22 protein-coding genes, 1 tRNA gene and 2 pseudogenes are annotated in these 24,850 nt (G+C 45.5%); 16 read left to right on the top strand and 9 right to left on the bottom strand.

What is annotated here, in order from left to right; genetic code table 11:
- Positions 1-39 precede the first annotated feature (39 nt).
- The 5 genes from VNN20_00425 to VNN20_00405 form a co-directional block, all read right to left on the bottom strand.
- The gene (locus tag VNN20_00425) at positions 40-1,545 is read right to left on the bottom strand and encodes an efflux RND transporter periplasmic adaptor subunit (GenBank protein ID HWP90651.1); all 1,506 of its coding nucleotides are present in this window, start codon (positions 1,543-1,545) and stop codon (positions 40-42) included.
- A gap of 168 nt (positions 1,546-1,713) precedes the next feature.
- Positions 1,714-2,973 carry a TolC family protein gene (locus VNN20_00420; protein HWP90650.1) on the bottom strand — a complete coding sequence of 420 codons (1,260 nt, stop codon included), beginning with the start codon at positions 2,971-2,973 and terminating at the stop codon, positions 1,714-1,716.
- Between the two features lie 77 nt (positions 2,974-3,050).
- On the bottom strand, positions 3,051-3,410 hold the full coding sequence (locus tag VNN20_00415) for a hypothetical protein (GenBank protein ID HWP90649.1): 360 nt from the start codon (positions 3,408-3,410) through the stop codon (positions 3,051-3,053).
- Between the two features lie 32 nt (positions 3,411-3,442).
- Complete coding sequence (locus VNN20_00410; protein ID HWP90648.1) at positions 3,443-3,877, bottom strand: hypothetical protein; 435 nt, start codon at positions 3,875-3,877, stop codon at positions 3,443-3,445.
- Positions 3,878-3,932: 55 nt separating this feature from the next.
- Positions 3,933-4,364: a hypothetical protein gene (locus VNN20_00405; GenBank protein ID HWP90647.1), complete on the bottom strand. Its 432-nt coding sequence runs from the start codon at positions 4,362-4,364 to the stop codon at positions 3,933-3,935.
- Between the two features lie 911 nt (positions 4,365-5,275).
- Between VNN20_00405 and VNN20_00400 the strand changes: the two genes are divergently transcribed.
- The 8 genes and pseudogenes from VNN20_00400 (at position 5,276) to VNN20_00365 (ending at position 14,503) form a co-directional block, all read left to right on the top strand.
- Complete coding sequence (locus VNN20_00400) at positions 5,276-6,496, top strand: tetratricopeptide repeat protein (protein ID HWP90646.1); 1,221 nt, start codon at positions 5,276-5,278, stop codon at positions 6,494-6,496.
- A 316-nt stretch (positions 6,497-6,812) separates the two neighbouring features.
- Positions 6,813-7,811 carry an aldo/keto reductase gene (locus tag VNN20_00395; GenBank protein HWP90645.1) on the top strand — a complete coding sequence of 333 codons (999 nt, stop codon included), beginning with the start codon at positions 6,813-6,815 and terminating at the stop codon, positions 7,809-7,811.
- A 489-nt stretch (positions 7,812-8,300) separates the two neighbouring features.
- Positions 8,301-8,861: a cupin domain-containing protein gene (locus VNN20_00390; protein ID HWP90644.1), complete on the top strand. Its 561-nt coding sequence runs from the start codon at positions 8,301-8,303 to the stop codon at positions 8,859-8,861.
- A 49-nt stretch (positions 8,862-8,910) separates the two neighbouring features.
- A pseudogene (locus VNN20_00385) lies at positions 8,911-9,063 on the top strand (MaoC family dehydratase).
- A 180-nt stretch (positions 9,064-9,243) separates the two neighbouring features.
- Positions 9,244-11,268, top strand: a complete 2,025-nt coding sequence (locus VNN20_00380; protein HWP90643.1) for an RNB domain-containing ribonuclease — start codon at positions 9,244-9,246, stop codon at positions 11,266-11,268.
- 88 nt (positions 11,269-11,356) lie between these two features.
- Positions 11,357-12,679, top strand: coding sequence for a glutamyl-tRNA reductase (gene hemA, locus VNN20_00375; GenBank protein HWP90642.1), 1,323 nt, complete (start codon positions 11,357-11,359; stop codon positions 12,677-12,679).
- Positions 12,651-13,574 (top strand): hydroxymethylbilane synthase, encoded by a 924-nt coding sequence (gene hemC / locus VNN20_00370; GenBank protein HWP90641.1) that lies wholly within the window; start codon positions 12,651-12,653, stop codon positions 13,572-13,574. Before hemA ends, hemC begins: the two co-directional genes overlap by 29 nt.
- A 104-nt stretch (positions 13,575-13,678) precedes the next feature.
- On the top strand, positions 13,679-14,503 hold the full coding sequence (locus VNN20_00365; protein HWP90640.1) for an exonuclease domain-containing protein: 825 nt from the start codon (positions 13,679-13,681) through the stop codon (positions 14,501-14,503).
- Between the two features lie 183 nt (positions 14,504-14,686).
- Here the strand turns inward: VNN20_00365 and VNN20_00360 are convergent, their stop codons facing one another.
- Positions 14,687-15,040 carry a hypothetical protein gene (locus VNN20_00360; GenBank protein ID HWP90639.1) on the bottom strand — a complete coding sequence of 118 codons (354 nt, stop codon included), beginning with the start codon at positions 15,038-15,040 and terminating at the stop codon, positions 14,687-14,689.
- Between the two features lie 170 nt (positions 15,041-15,210).
- Between VNN20_00360 and VNN20_00355 the strand changes: the two genes are divergently transcribed.
- The 5 genes and pseudogenes from VNN20_00355 (at position 15,211) to VNN20_00335 (ending at position 16,921) form a co-directional block, all read left to right on the top strand.
- A tRNA-Met gene (locus VNN20_00355) sits at positions 15,211-15,287 on the top strand.
- Between the two features lie 101 nt (positions 15,288-15,388).
- A pseudogene (locus VNN20_00350) lies at positions 15,389-15,589 on the top strand (hypothetical protein).
- A 241-nt stretch (positions 15,590-15,830) separates the two neighbouring features.
- Complete coding sequence (locus VNN20_00345; protein HWP90638.1) at positions 15,831-16,394, top strand: superinfection exclusion B family protein; 564 nt, start codon at positions 15,831-15,833, stop codon at positions 16,392-16,394.
- 70 nt (positions 16,395-16,464) lie between these two features.
- Positions 16,465-16,680, top strand: a complete 216-nt coding sequence (locus VNN20_00340; protein ID HWP90637.1) for a ribbon-helix-helix protein, CopG family — start codon at positions 16,465-16,467, stop codon at positions 16,678-16,680.
- Complete coding sequence (locus VNN20_00335) at positions 16,670-16,921, top strand: type II toxin-antitoxin system RelE/ParE family toxin (protein HWP90636.1); 252 nt, start codon at positions 16,670-16,672, stop codon at positions 16,919-16,921. The genes VNN20_00340 and VNN20_00335 overlap by 11 nt, the downstream gene beginning before the upstream one ends.
- Before the next feature lie 350 nt (positions 16,922-17,271).
- Here VNN20_00335 and VNN20_00330 read toward each other — a convergent pair whose 3' ends face one another.
- The gene (locus VNN20_00330; GenBank protein ID HWP90635.1) at positions 17,272-17,700 is read right to left on the bottom strand and encodes a hypothetical protein; all 429 of its coding nucleotides are present in this window, start codon (positions 17,698-17,700) and stop codon (positions 17,272-17,274) included.
- 385 nt (positions 17,701-18,085) lie between these two features.
- On the opposite strand from VNN20_00330, the gene VNN20_00325 reads away from it, so the two are divergent.
- A complete protein-coding gene (locus VNN20_00325) occupies positions 18,086-18,535 on the top strand; it encodes a hypothetical protein (protein HWP90634.1) in 450 nt (149 codons plus the stop codon).
- 412 nt (positions 18,536-18,947) lie between these two features.
- Here VNN20_00325 and VNN20_00320 read toward each other — a convergent pair whose 3' ends face one another.
- On the bottom strand, positions 18,948-19,715 hold the full coding sequence (locus VNN20_00320) for an SDR family oxidoreductase (protein HWP90633.1): 768 nt from the start codon (positions 19,713-19,715) through the stop codon (positions 18,948-18,950).
- 355 nt (positions 19,716-20,070) lie between these two features.
- On the opposite strand from VNN20_00320, the gene VNN20_00315 reads away from it, so the two are divergent.
- Both VNN20_00315 and VNN20_00310 read left to right on the top strand, forming a co-directional pair.
- Positions 20,071-20,583: a GAF domain-containing protein gene (locus tag VNN20_00315; protein HWP90632.1), complete on the top strand. Its 513-nt coding sequence runs from the start codon at positions 20,071-20,073 to the stop codon at positions 20,581-20,583.
- Complete coding sequence (locus VNN20_00310; protein HWP90631.1) at positions 20,513-24,532, top strand: PAS domain S-box protein; 4,020 nt, start codon at positions 20,513-20,515, stop codon at positions 24,530-24,532. Before VNN20_00315 ends, VNN20_00310 begins: the two co-directional genes overlap by 71 nt.
- 44 nt (positions 24,533-24,576) lie before the next feature.
- Here the strand turns inward: VNN20_00310 and VNN20_00305 are convergent.
- Positions 24,577-24,850: transposase (locus VNN20_00305; GenBank protein HWP90630.1), on the bottom strand; the 274-nt coding region annotated here is incomplete at its 5' end.

The raw sequence follows: 24,850 nt of genomic DNA, 5'->3' as shown, positions 1-24,850 counted from the left end.
AATGTAGAGACGCATTGCAATGCGTCTGTACAATACAGATCAGTGAACATGTTTTTGTTTATCCTTTTCTGCATCGCCATTTTCTTTGAGAAATTCCATCTCATATATTGCCTCATCATTGCCATCTGTATCTTTCTCCCAGGTAGCTACGGCGGCCTGGATTTTACTCTCTGCATCAATCAGGAAGTTAGCGCGTGAAACTACCTTTTCTCCCTCCTTCAGTCCTCCTAGAACCTCATACATTCCATCGGTATTTTGACCTAGCTCGATTCTTCTTATCTCCATATTTCCTTCGCCTTTATCCACGAAAACAAGGTCTTGTTTTCCTGTTCGTAGAACTGCACTCTCTGCGACGGTTAATCTTTCTCCTAGGGGTATTTCAAGCTCTACATTGGCATACATTTGGGGAAGTAGCTTTAAATCGGGATTTGGAAACCCGAAGCGAACCTTTATTGTCCTGGTCTCTGGCATAAGGTGGGGTAAGATGTAAATTATCTTTCCTGGAAACTCTTCACCCGGAAGTGAGGCCACCGTCATTTTAGCCTCCTGTCCTAACTTAACTAAAGAGATTTCATTCTCGTATATGTCCGCATCGACCCAGACTACGCTATGGTCTGCAATCGTGTAGGCTTTGGTGTTAGGTTCCACATACATGTTCTCGAATACATTCTTTTCTGTGACGAAACCTGTGGCCGGTGAATGGATAGTTAGGCTCTTACTTACTTTACCCGTTCTCTCTATCTTTCTAATTTGATCTTCCGAAATGTCCCAAAGTAAAAGCCTTGTGCGGGACGCCTCCAGAAGGGAATTAGCACTGCTTGCTATTTCAGCAAACTGACTATCGCCCAGAATTTTTTTAGACCTGAGGGCAAGGAGGTATTCCTCCTGGGTGGATACAAGCTCAGGGCTGTAGATTGAGAAGAGTGGCTCTCCTTTTTTTACGTGCTCCCACTTAAAATCGACGAACACTTTATCAATCCAGCCGCTTATTTTGGTGTTAACATCCTTAATCTTGGTCTCATCTAACTCTACTATCCCTACAGTACGTATTACCTTTTTCATAGGCCTCACCTTAGCCGGTTCTGTTTTTACGCCGATTAGTTGCTGTCTTTGAGGGCTTACAGTGAATGCTGATTTTGACTGAGCATCTTTAGTTTTGCTCGTATCTCCCATACCGGGCATACCCTGCATCCCTTGCATACCACCCATTCCTGGCATTCCCTCCATACCTTCCATCTTCTCTGATTCTGTTTCCCTCTGGGTAATCTCTTTCTTCTTCACCGGTACTAAATCCATACCGCATAGGGGACAGGTACCCGGGTCCTTTAATTTTACCGATGGGTGCATGGTGCAAGTCCAGTATTCGATTTCTCCCTCTTCACTAAAGACAGGTCTATATTGATGTTCGTGTTTCGTAGAAAGAAATGGGATTTGGTTTATAACTGGAATCTTGTAGCCGTAGCTATATAGACCGAGAAATATCAGTACGAAAAGGACCAAGGTTAAGCCAGCTTTAAATATCGTTTTTCTTTTTTCTTTTGTCATTTTGCTACCCTCCTACCATAACTTCTTGTCATTCCGAGTGAAGCGAGGAATCTAATCTTCGGATTGCTTCGTTGCTTCACTACTCGCAATGACATTTTTGCTTTGCCATTACGAACCATCTTTAGTGACGTGGTACCTCATTATTTCCATAAAATCATCACTTGATAATCATTTCATCAACTCCACCCCAATGATTTCCTCTAGTCTTGCAATGGCCTTTTGGTATTCGGCAAGCTGTCTGTGGTACTCGATCTCAAAATTGAATAGGGTTACGAGATTATTCAGGAGAGTTAGGAAGTCGACCTTCCCAACCTGATAAGCCGAAACCGCTGATTCCAGCGACGTCTTAGACTGTGGAATTATTCCCTCCTTATAGAGCCTTAAAAGGTTCTCTGCAGTTTTCGCAGTTAGATATTTGTCCTTTATGCCAAACAGTAAGAGTTGTTTTGTACTAGAGTAGTCATCCTTAGCCGCGTTGAGCTGTGCTGCCGCTTCCTCGACTCCGAACCTCTGCTTCCGCCAAAAGTAGAGTGGGACTCTTAATCCAAGTGTTACTTCCCACACCCCCTGTACTCCGTTGTCCTCCATCCCCATGATTCCAGGCCCGACCTCTATAGCAAAGTCCGGATAATATTCCCTTTTAGCCAGATTTAGGGCTTGCTCTTCTCGAACAATCTGCTTCTCTCTCATCTTAAGGAGCGGAGCATTATCCTGAGCCAGCTGGTAAAGCTCGTCTGTATTCAAAGGTTTTGTCGATTCCTCTAGGGTTCCTGGATTGCCCAAAGGCGAATCGGCAGGACGATTTACAATACTTCTTAACCTGGCCTCTACCACTCCTTTTCTCGCATCGAGGATTTCAAGCTGCTCGATGAATTTTGATAATTCCACCTGTGCTTTCAGCACGTCCTGCTGAATTCCCATACCTACTTCGTATTTAGCTTCGGCTATTTTCACAAAACTCTCTAGAAGCTCTTTGTTCCTTTTGGTCAGTTCTATGGTCTTATCTACTAGATACCAGTCATAGTAGGCCTCTTTGAGGTCCGCAACTATTTTTCTGGTTGTAGCTTCATAGGATTTCTCCTCAGCGTTTGCCTCTTCACCGGCTATTTTTTCCTTGAGTGAAAGTTTCCCTGGGAAGGGGAATTCTTGGGAGAATGAGAACATGAGCATGCTGTCCGGGTCTTCGGTTAGGGTTATACGATCAAACTGTACATTTCTCCATGTAACTCCAATCATCGGGTCAGGAAGAGATCCTTCCTGAGACGGGCGTTTTACAGAGGCTTCCCACCTGGCCTTTGCCGCCTTTATCTCCGGATTGTTTTGTAAGGCTTCCTCGACCAGAGACTCCAGTGATGTAGTCTCTTCTTCGGTGGATGCATTTACTACGCCGAGAATCATGAGAGCTACTGCTAAAAGCATTAATTTCATCTTCAACCTCCGTTAACCAAGGTCATGAGGCTACCCAGGCAGGTTTTTCACCATGCCTGGGAAAGCCCTTGATACTTCTATTGCAGTTCCTGGGCCATTTTCGTATGCTCTGATGCCATTGCTCTATATTCCTCCGCTGAGTCTTTATATTTCTGCGACAGATTTGAGCAGTGTTGAACCATGCCGGGAATAGGCTTAGTCCTTCTCCTGTAGGCATCAGCCATAGCGGCATGGGAGTTTGCTCTCTGCTCTAGTTTTGCCGCCTCCTTCTCGTAGAATCCGGCAATTTTCATATGATCTTCTGGGGTTGAAGCGGTCTCTATTAATTGGCTTATCTCTTCCTCTTCGGAAGCCTTGCCGATAACACCAGAGATGAGGGAGACAATTAGTAAGGTTGCCATCAATACTGTTACTAAACTTGACGTTTTCTTAAGCACGCTAATCACCTCCTTTTTTGTTAAAATAGGAATTAACTACTCTTGACCTCTTTAACCATGACGTAGCTGACTCCTCCGCTTTCGAAGAGAGTCCCGTTAACGGTTATTGGTTTTTCGACATAATCGAGAACTGTTTGATTCGGGTTGGTAACAGCTTCTTTTGATAGGATTGGGTAAATCTTTCCGTTCTCATCAATGATTGCCAGGCTCATCCCGGCCTTAGCGCAACTTACAGCGCATTCCCTATGACCCTCTCCTTTCATATTCATAGTTATCAAACAAAAGGGCTCTATTACTGTGCCTTTAATCGTTACTTCTTTAGCAGGCATTGATTCACCAAAAGCATTGGAAAAAGACAATAAAAACAATCCCATTCCTAAAATCACGATTGATTTGCGAGTATTGACCATTGTTTGTTGTCTCCTTCTTGTAGAAATTTTGATTTTCTTTTCAATCTCTTGCTTCATAAAAGCGAAAGGCTCTTCCCAAAATTTGCTCAGGGGAAGAGCCTTTGTTGCTTATTCATACGTTATTCGTGAAAACAACCGCAGTTCCCTCACAAACCGGTTCTTTGACTTTATATTTCACGGTTCTACGAAGCTTATCTGCCGTGAGTTGCCTGGAAACTAATCTCTCCCTTTGTTCTACATGGGCCTTTATAACCGCATCTGCTCCAGATTCTCTGGCAATCTGGCTTATTTTCGCAAGGCATGCCGCCTCATCGGTATGTTGATTTCCCTCTGCTTTCACAATGCCAATCTCTTTGTAAGGCCTGTAGGCATCACTCCTAGTAACTAGAATCTCTTGCGCCTCTGACTTTGGCGGATAAATGTCAGTGCTAATCTTAACGAACTCTCCTTTCGTCTGGGCACAAGCGGTTATAAATAGGGGAATCAATAGGACAGACAAGATGAGTCCCCAAATCATTTTTTTGCCACTACCATATCTCCTCATGGCTTTATACCTCCTATTCTCGATTTTTCGAATGGATTTATCGGTGGCCTGGCTTCTGCCGAAGGATAAGGTTAAAGGCAAAATAGTGGTATTATTGGGCGTTATACCACTAGGCAGAAGCAGGACTATGATTGGCTATTATAGTAAAAGGCTGGAATTTAAGATGAATAAATCGGGTGGCCGGTATTCCCTGTTTGTTTCTGAGTCCAAAAGAGAATTGAAAGGTTTATTAATCTTTATGCTTGGTAAGTTTACTACAAGAGAGTATAAAAGGGTGTCTTTTAGATTAAGGTCGTAACTATTGTGCGCACTTAGAAGCGCATCCTGACACATACCGATCTGATTCATTTCGGAATCTGGGTTATTGTATGAATAAGTGGTGGCATCAGTTTTGGGAACCTTATCCTGATGGGATGTATGACAACTTGTTTTCATTATATTTGGGGTGAGAGAGGCGTATAAGGCGTAACAAATACCCGTATAGCAGAAGAACACACTGGAAACTAATAAAAGGCTTAGGTATTTCATTGCTTGGTACAATTATAACATATCGCTTTAAACTTTGATGTCAATATCACGTAATAAGATTCTGTAATAAGATTCCCGATCTTTTCATCGAGGAAATTGTGTCTTTTACCCCATAAACGATATATATGGTTTTAGCAAAGGCCGCACAACTGGGGTCCTGGGATGAAGCATTAATCTAGTCAAAACTGGTCTAAAAGATTGGGTGGTATAAGTGTGCTTAGTAACTAACCACTGATGACCGCTTTTTGTGCAGTTGAAGAGGAATTCTTGAACAAATGTAGGCAAAATCCTGATTAAAAATCTGGCATAGCTTTTGCACTCATACAGCCTAAGAGACCTTTTTGGAATGGGTCGGGGTTTTGTAAGGCCAAGGAGGGACAGATATGTGGGTACAGAGAATTGGTAGATTTGGTTTTTTTGGTGGAATTCTCACTTTTCTTTTATTGCTTCATCCCATCTTAGGGAATGGGTATTCTTCTAATAATATGAGCCTTAACAATATGATCAATGACACCGATTTCAAGAAATCAAGTGCATACGAGTACTTTGTGAAGGGAAGAAACGCTTATTTGCTTTCAACACCTATGGGATATGAGAATGCGATAAATTGGTATAAAAAGGCGCTGGAGGTAGATGAAAAATATGCACCTGCTTATGCCGGACTTGGAGAGACTTACTCATTTTGGATAGGTTCTGAAGAGCAAGTTGGGGAGTGCGGGGCCTCTTATGATTCTCTTCAGTACAGCCTAAAGGCTGTCCAGTTAGCACCAAACTCATATCACTCCCATCGCGCCTTGGCCACAAGCTATTATGCCTTGGGTATGAATGATGAGGCCAAGAGTGAAGCAATGAGGGCTCTAGAGATGAATCCAAGTGATGCAGAAGCATATTTTATACTCTGGAAATCTACGAGTAAGGACCCGGAAAGTGAATACATAAGAAAAGCCCTCGATTTGAACCCAGATTTACCTCTGGTTCATAATGACTTAGGGACTGCCTATTTAGCCAGTGGTAACCATGAAAAGGCCATTTATCACTTTAGACGTACGGTTGAGCTTAGTCCTGAGAACGCAATTGCCTATAATAACCTTGGATACGCTCTGGCAGGTAAAGGAAAGATAGAAGAAGCAATAAAGATATACAAAAAATCAGTTGAGATTGACCCGAATAACAACCTTGCTCGTAGCAACCTTGCTAATGCTTTGTTGCAAAATGGAGAAATAGACAAAGCCGTGAGGGAATACAAAAAAGCAGTCGGGACTGACCCAAATAATGCTCTTTTCCATTATAACCTAGGAACTCTTTTGTTACTCGATGGAAAGATTAAAGAGGGGATAGAGGAGCTTAAAAAGACAATCGAACTTAACCCAAACTTTGGAGAGGCGTACACAAACCTGGGCCGCGCTTTGATTGAGATGGGTAAAACTGACGAAGCGTTAGAGGCGTTTAAAAAAGCTATTGACATTAATCCTGATGACGAACTTGCGCACCGGAATCTTGTTCGTGTTCTTGAGGCCAGGGGTCTTGCAGAAGGGGCTCTAATTTATCAAGAGTCAATTGACCCCATGAGGAGAAACAAGGTATTGATGAACCAAAGAGATTAATTAGCTTAGAGGCTTTATTCCCAAAAGAGCCTTAGTGGTTAGCTTATTTGGTCAAATTTAACCAATCTTATCGCTACCATTGTCACTTAAACCAACAGACCAATTTTTATCACGTTCTTTTCTCTTGATATCTTGTGGAATTCTCTAGGGAGAAACCTTGTGTTTGCCTTAAGGTAAGATCCATTGAATAGTCAATCACCAGGATTCCGTCGTGAGTTCGGTAGGACGATTACCCCAACATTAACGCATATTGTGTTAAGCTTTATTTCCACAAAAATGGCAAGTACAAATATCTTAGATTACTCGGGAGGTGATTATGGAGTATATACAAATAACTGGAACTGATATCAAAGCCTCGCGCATCGGGCTGGGAACGTGGGCAATCGGAGGTTGGTTGTGGGGAGGGACGGAAGAGGAGGCATCGATACGCACAATCCATTCCGCATTGGATAAGGGGATAAACCTTATTGACACCGCTCCCGTTTATGGATTTGGTTTGTCCGAAGAAATCGTAGGTAAAGCCGTGGCTCAATATGGGAATCGTGAAAAGGTGGTAATTGCTACCAAGGTGGGACTTGAATGGAAAGACGGGAAGGTATTTCGCAATTCATCCAAGGCTAGAATTGCTGAAGAAATAGAATATTCATTGAGACGGCTTCAGACAGATTATATTGACATCTATCAAATTCACTGGCCCGACCCGATTGTTCCGATTGAAGAAACCGCAGAAGCAATGAATGAACTTTATAAACAGGGAAAGATCAAGGCGATTGGGGTTAGCAACTATTCGGTAGAGCAGATGGAGATTTTTCGAAAGACAGCCCTGCTACGTGTCTCTCAGCCTCCTTATAATTTATTCGAGAGGGGAATAGAAAAAGACGTTTTGCCTTACTGTCATAAAAACGAAATCACGACGCTCCTGTATGGTGCTCTTTGCCGAGGTTTATTGAGCGGCAGAATGAAGTCGGACACTAAGTTTGAGGGGGACGATATTCGGAAGTTCGACCCGAAGTTCAAAGAACCTCGCTATAGCCAGTATTTGAGGGCGGTGGAAAGATTGGACAATTTTGCCAGAGAAAAATACGGCAAAAGAGTAATACACTTAGCCGTTCGCTGGATGCTTGACCAGCCGGGTGCCGGCATTGCTCTATGGGGCGCCCGCAATCCTGCTCAGCTTGATTCTGTGGATGACATTATGGGCTGGTCGCTCGATAAAGAAGCTCTTGAAACTATAGACAAAATCATAAATGAAACGGTAAAAGACCCGGTTGGCCCTGAGTTCATGGCTCCACCTGTACGGCAGCAATCAAATTAACTGACCAATCAATTAGAATCGGTCTATTCTGTAACCTAGGTTCCCGTCCTGACACTCTTCGAGCCACCCCTCCTTCGGCCATGCTCAGTACAGGTCTCGGGAGGGGATTTTTTATCGAGTCAGCTCTTGGCAGGAAATGCACCACTTTAGTCCCCTCTTGAGAGGGGATGCAGGGGTATGTTATGCCGGCAATAGAAATTGACGGTGTTAGCCATATATTTTGAAGAGGTTTATGTAAAGGATATGGCCAGAGACTCGAGAATCTTGGGGTTCATTTCTTGAGGTTTTATTATCGGATAGTTAAAGAAGATATAAACAACGTTCTCAGAAAATCTAATTTGGGAATATGAGAAGAAGTACGGAAGTAGGACAGGCTAGGTAGAGCAACGATTTGCGGTATAACATCCTCTTTTTAGTATACGGTGTTGCATTCCGCAGTCTGACTAGTAGTTAGGCTATTGCTAAACAGGTTGATGTCAGGAAAATTTGGTGGGAACATTTATTCAAATACAGGGGGTAGAGCTTATGACTATCCGATGGCAATTCTGTTTATTCACGCTGTCATTGATTCTATTCGTCTCGGCGCCCACTCAGGGACGGGAGTCGGGTGGTAGATCGGCAGGGCAGAATATAGCGGAGATGAAGTTCGTAATTGTTCCGGGGCTGCCAACATGCGCGCCGGGCTCTGTGCAGAGCGGTGATCCCACGAAAGGGCCTTCTATTGTCCTCGCCAAAGTGGCGACCGGGTGTTCGATCCCGTGGCACTGGCATACACCGAATGAGCACCTGATGCTGGTGAGCGGCGTCGCCCGCCTGGAAATGAAGGATGGGAAACCGTTCACACTGCGAGCGGGCGGTTTTGCGATGATACCTTCTCGTCATGTCCATCAATTCCGATGCGAGCAGGCTTGCCTATTCTACGTTTACTCTGACTCAGCATTCGACATTCATTACGTGGACGGACGGGGGGAGGAGATTACGCTGGCTGAGGCGCTCAAAGCCGTTAAGGGAAAAGCGGCAACTGAGATGAAGTCCGGGCCCGGTTTTTGATGGGGACACGCTATATGCCCGGAGTGAAGTCCTAGAGAAACGCGAGTCGCGCTCGCGCCCGCACATGGGGATCGTGCGGTTCAAAACGACGGGTTTCAACCAGGACGGCAAGGTGGTCATCGAGTTCAGGCGCACTGTTATGGTGTATCGGCGCGATCACGTTCCCCGAGTCCAGCCACTTTCTATCAATCGGAAGGACTGATACACGACCAACCCAAGTGGACAGGGTGGTTGTCACTCCAGCCTGGGGAAGAAAGCGAGCTAGGCGTGTGGCCAGGTTTTGTCCCTCGTTATCTAGAAATTGACGGTGTACAAACCTAAAGTTTTCTCTACTCAATTTTTGGAATCCATCTTTCTAAATGGTATAAAATATATCCAAGTCATGGTTAATAAGACGCCCAAGCCTAACGAGATAGTCGTCTTCAGAAAAAGAAGGGAGCCTTCATTTGGAATACTGAGGGGAGGGGTTGGCGAGAAGGTTTCTCTGTTCTCCGAAGAAGCCAGGGAGATCGAGATCGAGCTAGAGAAGATAACCCTTTCCACCGGGATCAAGGTGGTCGACGAGCTTACCCAGTCGGAGAAGAAGCTCAGGCTCAGGGAACTGAGGAGAGAACTAGAGGAAAAGCGGGAAAGGGTGGACTTAAAAACGCTCTGGGAATGCGTTTTTGACTCGGAGAGGGAATTAACGCTGGATGAGCTGATGGAGCTCTATTTCGGCGATGATAACTTCAAGAGCGAGGATGCCCTTTTATTTTTCTGGGCCATCGACAAGGACGACCTCTATTTTAAGAGGGAGGAAGGGGGATATAAACCACGGACGCCCAAAGAGGTCGAGGATACTATAGCCCGCAAAGAGTCGGAAAGGAAGAGACTCCTTGAGCAAAGAGCCGCCGTGAGGTGGGCTAAGGACATAATAGAGGGAAATGAGGTCACGGTCGAGGGATTTAATTTTACCAATTACGTAGAGCTGCTCAAGGGGTACGTGATTCATCTCGACCGTTTCGAAAGGTCGTCTGAGGCAAGGTCCTTCATGTCTCAGGTGGGGATAAAGGACGTAGAGGGTGCTATCGAGTTTCTGATAAAAACCGGGAACTGGAAAGACGATGAGGACCCGCTTTTCAAGAGGCTGGGTATAGATGAAAAATTTCCCAAGAAGGCCATCGAAGAAGCAGAGGAGATCACGGCGAAAGCGGCCCCCGAGGAGGGTATAGAAGACCTTACCCGTATGGAGACCTATTCTGTAGACGACGAGACCACCGAGGATATCGATGATGCCATCTCCGTCGATGAGCTTCCGGAGGGCCTTTTGGTCGGTGTGCACATTGCCAATGTCGCTAGTTTTATCCCCAAATGGAGTCATCTGGACGAGGAGGCCAGCAGGCGCGGGGAGACCATCTACCTTCCGGAGGGGCACATACACATGTTCCCCGCCGAGCTTATAAGGCGGAAGCTGAGCCTGTTTGAAGGGTCTCCCAAGCTGGCAATCTCGTTACTGGCGTTATTCGACGAGAACTATAATTTGAAAAGTTACCGGTTTGCCCGGTCAAAGATCCTGGTCAGAAAGAACCTTACCTACGGCGAGGCCGCGGATTTCTTCGGGCGGAGCCCTCAGAGGGCAAAGCTGGTGGAGATAGCTTTGGCCCTCAGAAAAAGAAGGCTGGATGCCGGTGCCTTCATCGTGGAGCTTCCGCAACTGAAGATAAGAATCGATGACCGGGGGAAAATCCATATCCGGAAGATTTATATGAATACGATTTCTCACATAGTGGTCTCCGAGTTCATGATCCTGATGAATTGGCTTTCGGCGCGATTCTTCAAGGACAAGAAGCTCCCGGCAATATTCCGTTCGCAGCAGGAACCTATCTCTGAGGAAGCCAGGGCGCTCGATGAAAAAGATCCTTTATTCCCGTTGAAAGCGGTGAAGTTTCTCAAGCCCTCCCGGGTCGGACTCTCTGCCGAACCCCACCTGTCCCTGGGTCTTGATGCCTATGTACAGATAACCTCTCCTATCCGACGGTATTTCGACCTAATTTTGCAGAGGCAAATGCTCGGAGAAATGGAAGGAGAGGGGCCGTCCTATACCGATGATGATATAGAGAGGTTGTATCTGCAGATAGAGGTTGGAGTTCGCGAGAAAAAAATGATTGAAAGGTCCAGGGAGAGATACTGGCTTCTAAAGTATCTGAGCGAGTTCGAGGGACAGCGGATCCAGGGAATAGTGAGCTCGATAAGGGAAAGAGGGGCATCCGTCTATCTGCCGGATTACCTCTTGGAGGTGCCTATATCATTAGGCTCGGAGACGGTTTTAACAGAAGGGGAAGAAATAAGCCTTCAGGTGGAGAGCGTAGACCCGCTTAGGAGAAAAATAGTCCTAATCCCGGCTTTTCCTGAGGCACTTGACCGGTAAAATCTTATCAACAGTAAATTTATATGTTATATATTGTTATTGTTTTATGCTCTAAGACCAGACCTTTGTTAGAGTGCTCTTTCGTCAGATGATGCAAATAGTCGTTGTCGGCCTCAGTCATAAGACGGCTCCGGTGGAAATAAGGGAGTGCTTTTCTTTCCATGAACCGGCCTTTGATGTAGGTTTGGAAGAATTACATAAAAAAAGGAGCATCGAGGAATGTCTGATACTCTCTACCTGTAACCGGGTCGAGGTATATGCCGTATCCGAGGACGCTGAAACTTGCGCAGAGGATATCAAGCGGTTTCTTTCGGAGTTTCACGACGTCAAAGAGGAACATTTTTCTTCCTATTTTTATACACTGACCGGCCGTTCGGCTGTAAGGCATCTGTTTAGGGTAGCATCCAGTCTCGATTCCATGGTAATAGGGGAGCCTCAGATCTTGGGCCAGGTCAAGGAGGCCTTCAGGGTGGCGGCCAACAAGGGAACGGTAAGACTCATTCTTAACCGCCTTTTCCACACCGCCTTTTTCGTGGCAAAGAAGGTCAGGGCGGAGACCGGGATAGGCACCCAGTCTGTTTCCGTAAGCTACGTCGCCGTCGAACTGGCTAAGAGGATCTTCGACGACCTATCAAGAAGAACGGTTATGCTCATCGGAGCCGGGGATATGGCCGAGCTCGCCGCCCGGCATCTGATTAAAGCAGGGATAAGGGAGCTGATAATTGCGAGCAGAAGGCGGGAGAACGCAAAAGCCCTGGCCGATGTGTTGAACGGCAAGGCGGTGAAAATGGAGGAGGTTTATTATCTGCTGAAGGAAGCGGATATAGTCATCACGGCAACGGGCTCGGCTGATTTCGTAATCCGTCCCCAGCACGTCAGGGAAGCTCTCAAGCTGAGGAAAAACGAGCCCATGTTCATGATAGACATAGCCGTCCCCCGCGATATAGACCCCCGGATCGAAGAAATACCGAATGTTTACCTGTACGATATCGATGACCTGAAAGCGGTGCTCGACGACAATATGAAGACCAGGCGTGAAAATGCGGAAAAGGCCGAAGAGGTAGTACTCGAGGGAGAAAGGCATTTCCTCGGGTGGCTCGACGCACTCAAGGTTTTTCCTACCATAATCGAGCTTAAAAGAAGGTTTGATGATATAAAAGCGATGGAGATAGAAAAGGCGCTTCGTAGGCTGGGAAATTTCTCCGATAGGGAAAAGAAGATAATCGAGAGCATGGCTTCGGGTATAATCGGCAAGATCCTTCACAACCCGCTGATGAATCTAAAAAAGGAATCCTCTACTTCCCTCGGGGCTCTTTACGTAGACGCCATAAACAGGCTATTCAGACTGGAGGGGGAATTTGAACTCTATGATGAAGGGGAAGATGAGGCGATCACTAAGGATTGGAAGTAGGGGAAGCCGTCTGGCCCTTTGGCAAGCCGAATTCATAAAAAGCAAAATCCTAGCCGAATTCCCTGATATAAAAATAGAGATATACATAATCCGCACTACCGGGGACAAACTGTCCGATGCTCATCTTTCCAAAATCGGGGGGAAAGGGGTTTTCGTGAAGGAGATAGAAGAGCCCCTTTTACACGGTGAAATCGACCTGGCCGTCCATAGCATGAAGGATCTGCCCACCATTCTCCCCAAGGGACTCAAGATTGGTGCGGTAACCGAGAGGGAAGATCCCAGGGACGCCTTATTATCGAGGGAAGGTATCAAGTTTTATGACCTCTCAAAAGGGGCCCGCCTGGGGACCGGTTCCTTAAGACGCCAAGCCCAGCTCCTTGGCCTTCGTCCGGATATAGAGGTTCTTCCAATCAGGGGAAACGTCGATACTAGGGTGGGGAAATTAAAGAGCAGTGAGCTCGACGGTGTCGTGCTTGCGGTTTCCGGTCTCAAAAGAATGGGGTTAGAGAATGAGATTACTGAAATCTTCTCGCTTGAGTCACTGGTTCCCTCGCCGGGACAGGGCATAATTGCAGTAGAATCCCGGGAGGGCGATGAGGAGGTCGAGGAGATAATCGCTGAGATTAACCACGAAGAGACTGAGGTTGTCGCGTTAGCGGAAAGGGCATTCCTGGAGAGGTTGAGTGGCAGTTGCCGGGTTCCGGTGGGATGCTATGCTGAAGTAATAGCGGATAGAATCAGGATTATTGGATTAATTGCCTCCCCCGATGGTAAAGAAATGATTAGGCTTAAGAGCGAGGGTTCATCCGAGGACCCCGTGTATCTGGGGAAAGATTTGGCTGAAAGGGTCCTGGAAAATGGAGGCAAGAGAATTCTATCTAGCCTGGTAACCTAGCCAATATCAATTTATATTTTATGAGACTCAGCCTTCGGGTTACCGCATGCAGCAAGACGTTGGTTTTGATTGGTTACTTGCAAGAAGGAGTATTAGCCTAATATATGCTCTCTAAGAACCTCCAGGAAATCACGTTTGCATTTTTGGATGTGGAGACTACCGGTCTCGACCCGTACTGGGGGGACCGGATTTGTGAAATTGCTGTCCTAAAGACCAGGGATGGAAAGGTTCTGGATAAGTTTGAGACCCTGATAAACCCGGGGAGAAGAATTCCACAGCAGGCCGTATCTGTCAACGGAATAACCGACGAGATGGTCAAAAAGGCCCCCTTCTTCAGGGATATAGCTTGGGATATTTCAAGCTTGCTGAAAGATACAGTCATGGTAGCTCACAATGCTCCCTTTGATTTAGGATTTTTGCATGCTGAATTTTCTAGCATAAAACTCTCGCCGCCGGAGAATATCGTAGTTGACACCTTGGGCATAGCCAGACGATTCTATAATTTCCCTAGCAACAGCCTGGGAAGAATCGCCAGGCATCTAGGAATTTCCACCTCTGGAGAACACCGGGCTTTCGGGGACGTTAGGATTACCATGGGTATTTTTGAGTATTTTCTGAGGGACTTGGGAAGGAGGGGACTCAGGCTCAAGCGGTTAAAAGATGTGCTAAAGCTCCAGGGTAAGCCGGTTGCGTTGACGGCGAGCGATGAGCTAGTCCTACCTCCGAGCATCGAGGAAGCGCTCAGGGCGAGGGGTAAACTTCAAATAAGGTATCTCTCCGCATACAGTGACACTACAACGACTCGAATCATCGAACCGTTCGAGGTCAATGTGAGCGGTGGTCATACCTATGTGCTAGCGTACTGCCACGTCCGGAAGGAAAGGTGTAGCTTCAGGCTGGACCGTATTCTCGAAGCAAAAAATATTTAATAAATGATGCGCCGACGCCAAATAAAAACTCATGGCAATACGTCCCACGGTTTCAAAAACTGGCTGAATTCATGGTATCGACAAAAAGAGACGTTCGACTAGCTGACGGGACAGTTCGTTCCCAGTTGTCGTAAACTAGAAAATCTCGAAAGAACTTTTATATAATCAGCGAGTTAGAAAAGTTTAATCTGCGGGCTCTTCTTCACCCGGCGTAGCCTCGGGAGCGGTCTCTCCAGGTATCTGAGTCTCTCCTTCCGGCGCTGGTGTTGCCTGAGTTTCCTCTCCCGGAGCGGGCGTTGGCTGTGTTACCGCTGCAAGCTGGTTCTTTAGCTGTTCGTTTTCTGCGGTTAGGGTGTTTATTTGATTGGTGAGCTCCCCTACCTTTTTTTCCAGGTCTGACTTGTCTTTAGTTAATTGCTCTACCTGGGCCTTGACTGCGTCGTACTCCTCTTTCTTTACCCTGCCCTCACAGCCTGCCATTAAAGAAACGGATAAGAATAGTAAAAGGATGGTAAACAATCCGGTAAACCGCTTCATACTGGTTATCCTCCTTATTATTTAAAGCTGTCTGAATAATCTAATCTATATCATGCATGTAGATTGTCAACAAAAATAAATACGTCCGGATAGGACACATATCATCAAAAAAGGCGGCAACAAATTTGACATGATTTCTAAAGTTAAATAAACTAATAAATCTAACCTGACGCGGGGTGGAGCAGACTGGTAGCTCGTCGGGCTCATAACCCGAAGGTCGGAGGTTCAAATCCTCCCCCCGCAACCAATAAAATCGAGAGCTTCCGGCAATTCATCAGTTTCCCATTTCTCCCCTTTGTCTTTATGTTAGGGGAGGGAAAAATAGCGATACTATAATGGGGGGATGAAGGATATGATTTGTTGTTAGGAAATCAAGGAAATGATTTCATTTATGGTGGTATAGGCAATGACGATTTAAGGGGTGGCAAAGGTAAAGATACTTTAGATGGCAAAGAAGGGGCAGATTCATTAAGGGGTGGTAAGGGTGTTGATTTATGTATTAGTGATTTAGAGGATATTTTGGTAGCAAGTTGCAAGGTTAGTCCTTAATATGTGTATTGTAAGGCTTTTATCTAGCTGACAAAATAGCAATTAAATAGAGAATAGTTATATTCAGGGTGTATACCCAGGGAGTCAAACCGAGGGTTGTAGGTATACAAAGATTAAGTATCGTACACACTGATACGATGCCTAACATATCTCAAAATCTCATCTTATTGATTTAAACTTTGGGTCATATATTATGAGATATTAAAAAGACAAATTTTGGAAAAGAGTTCAGCTTTGTCTTTTGATTCAACGGATGGATATCAGTGAAATAACCAAGTGGATTAAGCTTTCGCCGAAGTACCTTCTACCAATTGCATTTCTTTCTTTCGCTCTTCTTTTCCTTCCGATTAGTGTGCTTGCCAGATTAGGTGTTGACGTCTTAGTACAGAATTATAGGATGTGGATTGGATTAATAGGTCTTGGAACGGCTTGTCTACTAATGAGCCATCTGGTTTTCTGGCTCAAGGATTTCCTTGTAGAAGCTGTTAGGAAAAGGCGCTTACTCAAAGCATGTAAAGAATACTTACGACATCTCACCCCGGAGGAGAAAACCGTCCTTGTGGCCTATATTATCTCACAGACTAGGAGCCAGAATCTCGATTCGATGAGTGGCGTGGTGAACGGTCTTGAACAGGCGAAAATCATCTACCGTTCAGCAAGTATCGGTACTCTCATGGGTGGATGGGCTTATAACCTTCAACCTTGGGCGTGGGATGAATTGAATGCATATCCCGAACTACTTGAGCCTGAGTTAAGTAGGAGAAGAACAGAACTACTACAGGAACGAGAGCGACATAGATACTAAAATTTGAACAAATTTACTTTGTTGTAGAAAGGTGATATCCTGATATTACAAAGATAGCTAGGTGAATGTAATGGGATTAGCTGAAATCAAGATTCCAGAAGAGTTATTAAAAGAGCTTGAGAGGATAGCAAAAAAGACCTCTAAGACCAGGGATTACCATATTAAAGAAGCCTTGCGCTTATACCTGGAAGAGTATAGGGACTTAGAGATTGCCTTAGAACGTTCCAAGAATAAAAAAGGCCGAATTATAACAAGTGAGCAACTGAAAAAGTCACTTGGCATATAAAATCACCTACCACGAAAACGTTAAAGAGGATTTAGAAGACCTACCTAAGAAAGAAGCAACTAGGATAGTCAAAAAGTTGGAGGCCGTTCTATCTGAAAGACCTGGATCATTTCCCCAGCTAAAGGGCAAATACGCAGGGCTTAGGAAGTTCCGAGTAGGTAACTATAGAGTTATATTTGAGATCATGGGCAATGAGGTAATTGTCCTCATGATTGGACACAGAAAAGACGTATATCGCTAAATCTAAGCCCAAGAAACTGTCAGTAAACTTGTCAGTAACTCATTCTCCCACTGACACACTTTAACACAACTCAACCCTCAACCAATTTTTTAAATCCGTCAGAAAACTCACTGATTTTATTAGCATCTCTCAACTCTACTCTTTTTGACGCAAAATAGCACAAAAGCTAAATTTGGCTCTCATAACCCGAAGGTCGGAGGTTCAAATCCTCCCCCCGCAACCAATAAAGCCAACCAAGCAGAAACGCCTTGCCCATAATTTTTTATGTCCATGAATATTGTCGTAATTTAATCGTTCTGCCGGAACTGGTGTAAAGATTTAATCCGCCAAATCCCCTGGACCTGACCTCGCTATAGGTTAGCTTTTGGGGTGGAGGTGGGTTCCCTTTTTATCTCTCTTGATTCTAGTTGATGTCCAACCTCACTCTCATGCTTATTCAATTTCGATTGCGCATCATATATTCCGTTTACGTGCAGCATAGTCGAGATACCTAATATTATTAGCGCCATAGCCGCCCCTAATAGGATCGGTGTGTGCTTTTCATTTTTATATCTTCTTTTATCGAAGCGTAGGTAGAGAGGCATAAAGTGGTTTCTCCACAATCTCATACTTAGAAAACCCTCTAAACGTTTACGATAAGTAATATAGATGATTAAAAGACCGCCGCCAAAGCTCAAAAAGCCCAGCACGAAAAGAATCTGAAGAGCCATTTTCTCCGTCCTTAGCCGCAAATCATTGGGTATTACGTATATCACGGCAACATCTATGCCAAAGAACAAATGGTTCATATCCCAAATGTTTTCGAAGGGTTACAATAGGATTAGGGAAGGACTTGTTTAAATTAGGTGATTTTACACTGTGGAAAAGTATAATCCTGCACATGATAGGTCTCTGCGCTCCCGTATTCCATGACTATATTGATTTATGAATATTCTTGGCGCTATTGGTATGACAAGATATAATGGTGTTAAACAGAGACTGGAAGGTTTGACATGAAAAGAAACCCGAAGGTCCTTTTTGTGTGCGTTCATAACGGTGCTCGAAGCCAGATAGCCGAGGCCTTCCTGAAGAAGATTTGCGGCGATCAAAAAACTCTTTAGCACATAGTACATGAGCAGTTTGATTAATGACGAGCATATCTGAATTTGGAAATAGGAGGTCGGTGTGAAGAATTATAGGTTCAATAATTTAGTCCTAATCTATTTGTTATTGATGGTCAGCACCAGTTCCTTTCGAGGCATTGCCGAGGAAAAGGGGACGGTTGAAATAAAATCACTTGATGAAACTTGTCAGCTTTACCTGGATAACCCGATGATTGCAGACGAGTTATATGGCGGGAAAAAGATTACTTCCACCATCATTAAGATCTCCGAGGTCAGGAAAATCCCCTTCTTATGTCCGGACGACGCGTTCACGGCGGAGATCGTTTCTGCCAAGTGGTACGTAGTGGAATGTGTTTGTAATTCCGCTGGCAACAAGAGCATATTAGACGCTCCCATTATAGGAAAAGACGTGACCGTAGTAGGGGAGTTCAAATCCATGTCCTCAAGCTTCTTCGAGGATAATACACAAATGTGTAAAATTAGCCTGAGTTCCTGCAGTTTCTCCTGGTAAGGGTTGGTTCAAGTTCCTCATCTCGATTTATTCATCTTCTATTTGTTAACGCGCCTTAGCTGTGTTTAACTTGATTTTGTTGAAGTGTGCTGTCCAGCATCCGGGCTTAAGCTTAGAACCATAATTTGTATTATTTGTAATAGTCAGGATTTAATCAAACGGACAAAGCCTTAGCAAGTTGTGTCTAGTAGAATGATTTCACTTTTCTAATGTCACTCTGGAGCCCTTCTTATATGACCGAACCCACGAGCGGCTTACATTGTCATGCTGAGCAAAGCGAAGCATCTAATACTATCTAGATTCTTCATCTTCGATTCAGAATGACAGCGTTTAAAGAGATAACTTATGCTTACATTGACCGAAATCTCAAATTCTGACTATTACACATTTTAATTTGACTCAAGAAAGCGGTTCATTCCGCAGTTACTCCCCCATCCAGGTTTAGTATCGACCCGGTAGCCCAGGAAGAATCGTCCGAGGCAAAGTAGAGCACTGCCCGGGCTACGTCCTCAGGTTGTCCATTTCTACCTATTGGATGAAATGCTTCCCACTTCTTCATCCGTTCGGGGATTTCCTCCTTCGGGATTCCCAGGGTCTCAAAGAGCTCTGTTTCCACCACTGCCGGACACACACAGTTTACCCTGATTTTATGCGGAGCAAGCTCGAGAGCGAGCGATTTCGTGAGCATTATGACCCCGGCTTTCGAAGCTGAATAGACAGAGGTCGGGGACTGTCTAATGCCTCTTATGCCGATTGCACTGGCGATGTTTATTATCGAGCCTCCTTCCCTCTTTTGGAGTTCCGGTATTGCATATTTGCACATGAAGAACGTGCCCTTTAAGTTGATATTCATGATGTGGTCGTATTGTTCTTCTGAGGTATCGACTATTTTGATCCCCCTGAACACGCCGGCGTTGTTTACCAGGATGTCCAGGCCGCCGTACTTATCCGTGGTTTGTTCAATCACCCTTTCGATATCGCCTACTTTAGATATATCGCCTACTACATGGTGCGCTTCACCGCCGCGCTGTTGGATTCTTTTTACCGTTTCTATAAGCTTATTTCCCCTTCTGCCGGCAACGGTCACGGTTGCGCCCTCCTCGGCAAAGAGCAGGGCAGTCGCTCTTCCTATACCCGTTCCGCCACCGGTTATAAGGGCAATTTTTCCTCTGAGCTTCATTTCCATACCCAAGGTCAGGTAACAGTATTATTTTAACAAACTAAAGAATACTAATAGAGTGAAAAATTTAAAGCAATAGGAGGAATTGGGATAGTGCCTGGGAGGCTGCTCATCGGTCGACATGAGAGCACTATCCTACTTATCACTCCTCCCAGTCCTTGAGGAAATCTTCGCCAGCTTGGCTTGACGTAGAATCCTGGGCAGGTGTAAAATTAGCTAGATTTTTGGTCTAGCTTCGGTGCTAGATTTATATTGTTCGACAAGCAGGTCATTTTGTTTCTCTCAAAGGCTTCCGAAGAGTTACTGATTTATATGACCATCTTATTAATCTGATGAATTGCCGGGGGAAAAAGAGATGAAAGGTCCAAGACCCGATAGCGTGGCTAGAATAGGAATACTACGCCGATATAGGGTTCTGGATACGGCTCCGGAGGAGTCATTTGATGATATAACCAGGCTGGCTGCGCATATATGTGACACTCCGATAGCGTTAATAAATTTCATAGATAAAAGTAGGCAGTGGTTTAAGTCTAAACTGGGTTTTGACCTGTCTGAATCACCTCTAGAATACTCAATATGCGCACAAGCCTTCTTACAAGATGACTTAATGGTGATTCCAGACCTGACTATGGATGAGAGATTTGCACATTACCCCGTGGTAAATGAAGAGCCCAAAATTAGGTTTTATGCCGGTGTACCATTAGTGACACCTAAAGGTTACTCCGTAGGAACACTTTGTGTAATGGACCGCGTGCCGAGGGATTTGAGTACGGAGCAAAAAGGAGGCGCTTCGGGTCTTGAGCCGCCAGGTGATCACTCAACTCGAATTGCGTCGGGGCTTGGCCGAGTTAGAGGCCATGGTCACTGAGAGGAAAAAGGTGGAAAATACCCTCCGAGAAAAGGAAGAGGAATATAAGCTTTTATATGAGGACAACCCCAATATTTGCCTCACCATAGACAAACGGGGGGCTGTTCTTTCCGTAAATCGCTTTGGAGCGAGGCAACTTGGCTACGCAGTCGAAGAACTGGTGGGGCGGCCTGTGCTCGATATTTGTCATGAAGAGGACAAAGAATCCTTCTCAAAACAGCTTAACAGTTGTTTTCAAAACGCCGGGCAAGTTTTTCGATGGGAATTCCGCAAGGTCAGAAAGGACGGGCGGATTCTGTGGGTGAAGGAGTCAGCACGGTGTGTAGTTAAAGACGGAGAGCACGACCCAATCGCCATTATAGTTTGTGAGGACATTACTGAACGAAAGCAATTAGAGGAGATATTAAGGGAGAGAACGGAACGGGTGCTTCACTATCAGATGGTATTACTAGAGTTGGCGAAGATGGATAATAACAATCTGGACTACACGCTTAAAAGGATTGCTGAGGCTGATTCTAGGACCTTAGGTGTGGAAAGGGTAGGGGTTTGGCTTTACAATGAGGATGGCTCAGAAATTATTTGTGAAGATTTATATGCAAATAACCGGGATAACCATGAGAAGGGTCATAGGCTCAAAGCCAAGGATTATCCCACTTATTTCGAAGCCTTAGAAGGTAGTCGTATATTGGCGGCCGACGATGCTCAGGCCGACCCCCGCACAAGAGAATTCACCGATGGGTATTTAAAACCCTACGGCATCACCTCGATGATGGATATTCCAATCAGGCTTCATGGCAAGGTGGTCGGAGTTCTCTGTCATGAGCATAGCGGTCCCAAAAGGAATTGGACGGTGGAGGAACAGGATTTTGCCGCCTCTGTTGCCGATATGGTTTCTCTAGCTTTTGAAGCCTCGGAACGCAAGGTGTTGGAAGATGCGCTCAGAAAATCTTATGAAGAGCTGGAAATACGGGTGCAGGAGCGGACGGCGGAGTTAGCCAAGGCTAACCAGGCCTTACAAAATGAAGTTGCTGAACGCAAACTGGCGGAAGAGGCACTAAAAGAAAGCCTGGGTCAATTATCTAAAAGGAATCGATATGAGACCATAATAAGCGCCGTCACCAGAAGTGTGCATCAATCGATAAATCTGCAAGAAGTACTGGAGAATGCAGTAGATGCGATTATTAAAAATTTAGATAGTGCAAATTTAGTTGCAATTTATATGGTCGAGGGAGAAGAGGCGGTTATAAAAGCTCATAAGGGCTTCAGTAATGATTATTTGGAAGCTGCGAGCAGAATACCTTTTCCAAGAGGTTTTACCTGGAATACGATAATAGAGGGTAAGCCCAGGTATTGTATCGATGTAGAAGAAGACGGTTATATCGGACCGGCTGGTAGGGAGGAGGGGATCAAGAGCTATCTATCCATGCCGATTCACTTCGAAGAGAGGACTGTGGGGTGCGTAAGTATAAATTCTTTCAAAAAGTATGCTTTTAGCGAGGACGACTTGCGGTTGCTCGAAATAGTGGCCCAGCAGATAGAAGTAGCCATCAACAATGCGAAGCGGGCTGAGGCTTTGAGGAGGTCTGAAGAGCGATATAGGGTACTCTTTGACCAATCCCCTGTCGGTGTTTATATCTTCGACAAGAACTTCAAGATTACGCATTGCAACGAGCGCATGGCTCAGATTCTGCAATCGTCTCGCGATAAGATCACTGGCCTGGACATGAAGGAGTTAAAGGACCAAAGCTTTATGCCCACGATGAAGAGAGCACTCCAAGGTGAGACATACCACTATGAGGGATATTATGAAGCCACTACCAGTTCGGCAAAGTTGTGGTTATCGGCCAGCGTTACACCGCTACGTGATGTGAATGGACATGTTACCAGTGGTATGGCGGTGGTTGAGGACATCACCGAAAGAAAGCGGTCGGAAGAGGCCCTGATAAATATCGCCAAGGGTATTTCTTCGGCGACCGGTGAAGTATTTTTTCAGTCTCTGGCCGAGCAGTTGTCCAAGTCGCTCGAGGCCGATTACGCTTTCATTGGGGAGCTGGTCGAGGATAAGGTTAAACGTATAAGAACGATTGCCGTTTGTGCGGACGGCAAGAACGTTGGTAATTTTGAGTATGACCTGGCAAACACGCCCTGCGAGAAGGTAGTGGAAAAGGGGCTATGCTCCTACGTGAGCGGGGTACGGCAAAAGTTCCCTAACGATTATCTGTTGGCCGAAATGGGGGTAGAAGGATATGTAGGAACTCAGCTTTTCGACACCGCCGATAATGCCCTCGGCTTGGTAGCGGTGCTGTACCGGCAGCCGGTTAAAAACCTTAAAGTCGCTGAATCCATGCTGCGGATTTTTGCGGTCCGTGCCTCGGCCGAGCTGGAACGAAGGCGGGCGGAAAGGGCACTGAGGGAGAGCGATGCGCAGCTCAGGCTGGCGCTTAATGCCGCCCGCATGGGCACATGGAATTGGGACTTGGTAACCGGGAAGGTGAGTTTCTCTGACGGAATAGAAACTTTACTTGGCTTTAGTCCTGGTTCATTTACCTTGAGCACTAATTCCGGTCTTAAGTTTATATATCCCGACGACCGTGATGTGGTGGCCAAGGCGGTAACTAGAGCCATCGAAGAAAGGGATGAATTTTATGTCGAGCACCGGGTTCTTAAGCCGGATGGAAGTATACGATGGTTAGAAGCTAGGGGTAACGTCTTCAGAGATGAGAAAGATAGGGCAGTACGCATGGCCGGTACGGTCATGGATATAACGGAGAGGAAGAGAATGGAGGAAGAATTATTCAAGGCCCAGAAGCTTGAATCCCTGGGCGTGCTTGCCGGCGGTATAGCCCATGATTTCAATAACTTATTAACTGCCATCTTAGGAAATATTTCTTTGATAAAGATGTATGGAAATCCCGATGAGAAGACGAATAGAAGGCTTACCGAAGCAGAAAAAGCTAGTGTAAGGGCAAGAGATTTGACTCAACAACTACTTACCTTTTCAAAAGGAGGAGCGCCAGTTAAAAGGGTCACTACAATAGGTGAGTTGATAAAGGAATCGGCCAGTTTTGCCCAGAGGGGCTCTAATGTAAGGTGCGAGTTCTCCGTACCGGAAGATTTATGGCATGTAGAGGTTGACGAGGGGCAAATAAGCCAAGTCATCAATAATCTGGTCATAAATGCGCAGCAGGCTATGCCCCAGGGCGGGGTTATAAAAATAACTGCCGAGAATGTGGTAGGCAAGGATGAGTCAGCAAGCCTCAAATATAGGGGAGAAGATTCTGTCCTGGGAGGAGATAAAAAGTATGTAAAGATAACAACTGAGGACTACGGGATCGGTATCCCTGAGGAGCACATTCCAAAGATATTCGACCCCTATTTTACCACCAAACAAAAGGGTAGCGGGCTCGGACTGGCTGTAACTTATTCCATAATAAAAAATCATGACGGTCAAATTGCAGTAGAGTCTAAATTAGGGGTCGGGACGAAGTTTTACATATACCTTCCTGCCTTTGAAAAGGCCCGCTCCCAAGGCCAGTATGAAGAGAGGGAAGCACCGGTGCAGGGCCGGGGAAGAATATTAGTAATGGATGACGAAGATACGGTAACCGATTTTTTAGCGGATATGCTCAGCCAAATTGGATATGAGGTCGGATGTGCTAGGGACGGGGTCGAAGCGATAGAGTTATATACCGAAGCCAAGAATAGCAACAAGGCATTCGATGCGGTGATTATGGATTTAACGGTGCCCGGCGGCATGGGAGGAAGAGAGGCGGTTAAGAGGCTTTTAGACATAGACCCGAAGGTGAATGTAATAGTGTCGAGTGGCTACTCAAACGACCCGGTTATGTCGGACTACCGGAGATACGGCTTCAGCGGGGTTGTAACCAAGCCCTACAAACTTCAAGAATTGTCCAGGGTCCTCCACGAGGTGCTTAACGGAAGGAATTGAAGTATTTGGATATATTAAGGAGTTCATAAGTATTTAGACATAGATCATGCGGCATAACGGGTTGTGTCGGATTGAAAGAATCTGCGAACATGCTCTGGATTTTTCTGGAGGTAACGGAGTCTGGACTCCACCCGAGAACGGAGGTCTTTCACATTGGTGATCAGCGATCTTCTGACGCCGTTGCTCTTCACATCATTCCAGACGTATTCATCGGGATTAAGCTCTGGCGAATAGGGAGGCAGATAGAACAACCGCAGCTTCCCCTTGGCCCGTTTCTCAAAGGCTTTCACCAGCTTGGCCTTATGCGTAGGGTGATTA

Source organism: Thermodesulfobacteriota bacterium, from assembly GCA_035559815.1.
In the GTDB taxonomy this organism is placed as follows: Bacteria; Desulfobacterota_D; UBA1144; order Nemesobacterales; family CSP1-2; genus DATMAT01.
The sequence above is the reverse complement of the archived record's forward strand: the minus strand, read 5'-3'. Positions and strand labels throughout refer to the sequence as shown.

Excerpts from the sequence above, each read along its gene's own strand:
- VNN20_00425 (HWP90651.1), bottom strand. The coding sequence starts at position 1,545 with ATGACAAAAGAAAAAAGAAAAACGATATTTAAAGCTGGCTTAACCTTG.
- VNN20_00420 (HWP90650.1), bottom strand. The coding sequence starts at position 2,973 with ATGAAATTAATGCTTTTAGCAGTAGCTCTCATGATTCTCGGCGTAGTA.
- VNN20_00410 (HWP90648.1), bottom strand. The coding sequence starts at position 3,877 with ATGAAGCAAGAGATTGAAAAGAAAATCAAAATTTCTACAAGAAGGAGA.
- VNN20_00405 (HWP90647.1), bottom strand. The coding sequence starts at position 4,364 with ATGAGGAGATATGGTAGTGGCAAAAAAATGATTTGGGGACTCATCTTG.
- VNN20_00400 (HWP90646.1), top strand. The coding sequence starts at position 5,276 with ATGTGGGTACAGAGAATTGGTAGATTTGGTTTTTTTGGTGGAATTCTC.
- VNN20_00395 (HWP90645.1), top strand. The coding sequence starts at position 6,813 with ATGGAGTATATACAAATAACTGGAACTGATATCAAAGCCTCGCGCATC.
- VNN20_00380 (HWP90643.1), top strand. The coding sequence starts at position 9,244 with ATGGTTAATAAGACGCCCAAGCCTAACGAGATAGTCGTCTTCAGAAAA.
- hemA (HWP90642.1), top strand. The coding sequence starts at position 11,357 with ATGATGCAAATAGTCGTTGTCGGCCTCAGTCATAAGACGGCTCCGGTG.
- hemC (HWP90641.1), top strand. The coding sequence starts at position 12,651 with ATGAGGCGATCACTAAGGATTGGAAGTAGGGGAAGCCGTCTGGCCCTT.
- VNN20_00365 (HWP90640.1), top strand. The coding sequence starts at position 13,679 with ATGCTCTCTAAGAACCTCCAGGAAATCACGTTTGCATTTTTGGATGTG.
- VNN20_00360 (HWP90639.1), bottom strand. The coding sequence starts at position 15,040 with ATGAAGCGGTTTACCGGATTGTTTACCATCCTTTTACTATTCTTATCC.
- VNN20_00340 (HWP90637.1), top strand. The coding sequence starts at position 16,465 with ATGGGATTAGCTGAAATCAAGATTCCAGAAGAGTTATTAAAAGAGCTT.
- VNN20_00320 (HWP90633.1), bottom strand. The coding sequence starts at position 19,715 with ATGAAGCTCAGAGGAAAAATTGCCCTTATAACCGGTGGCGGAACGGGT.
- VNN20_00315 (HWP90632.1), top strand. The coding sequence starts at position 20,071 with ATGAAAGGTCCAAGACCCGATAGCGTGGCTAGAATAGGAATACTACGC.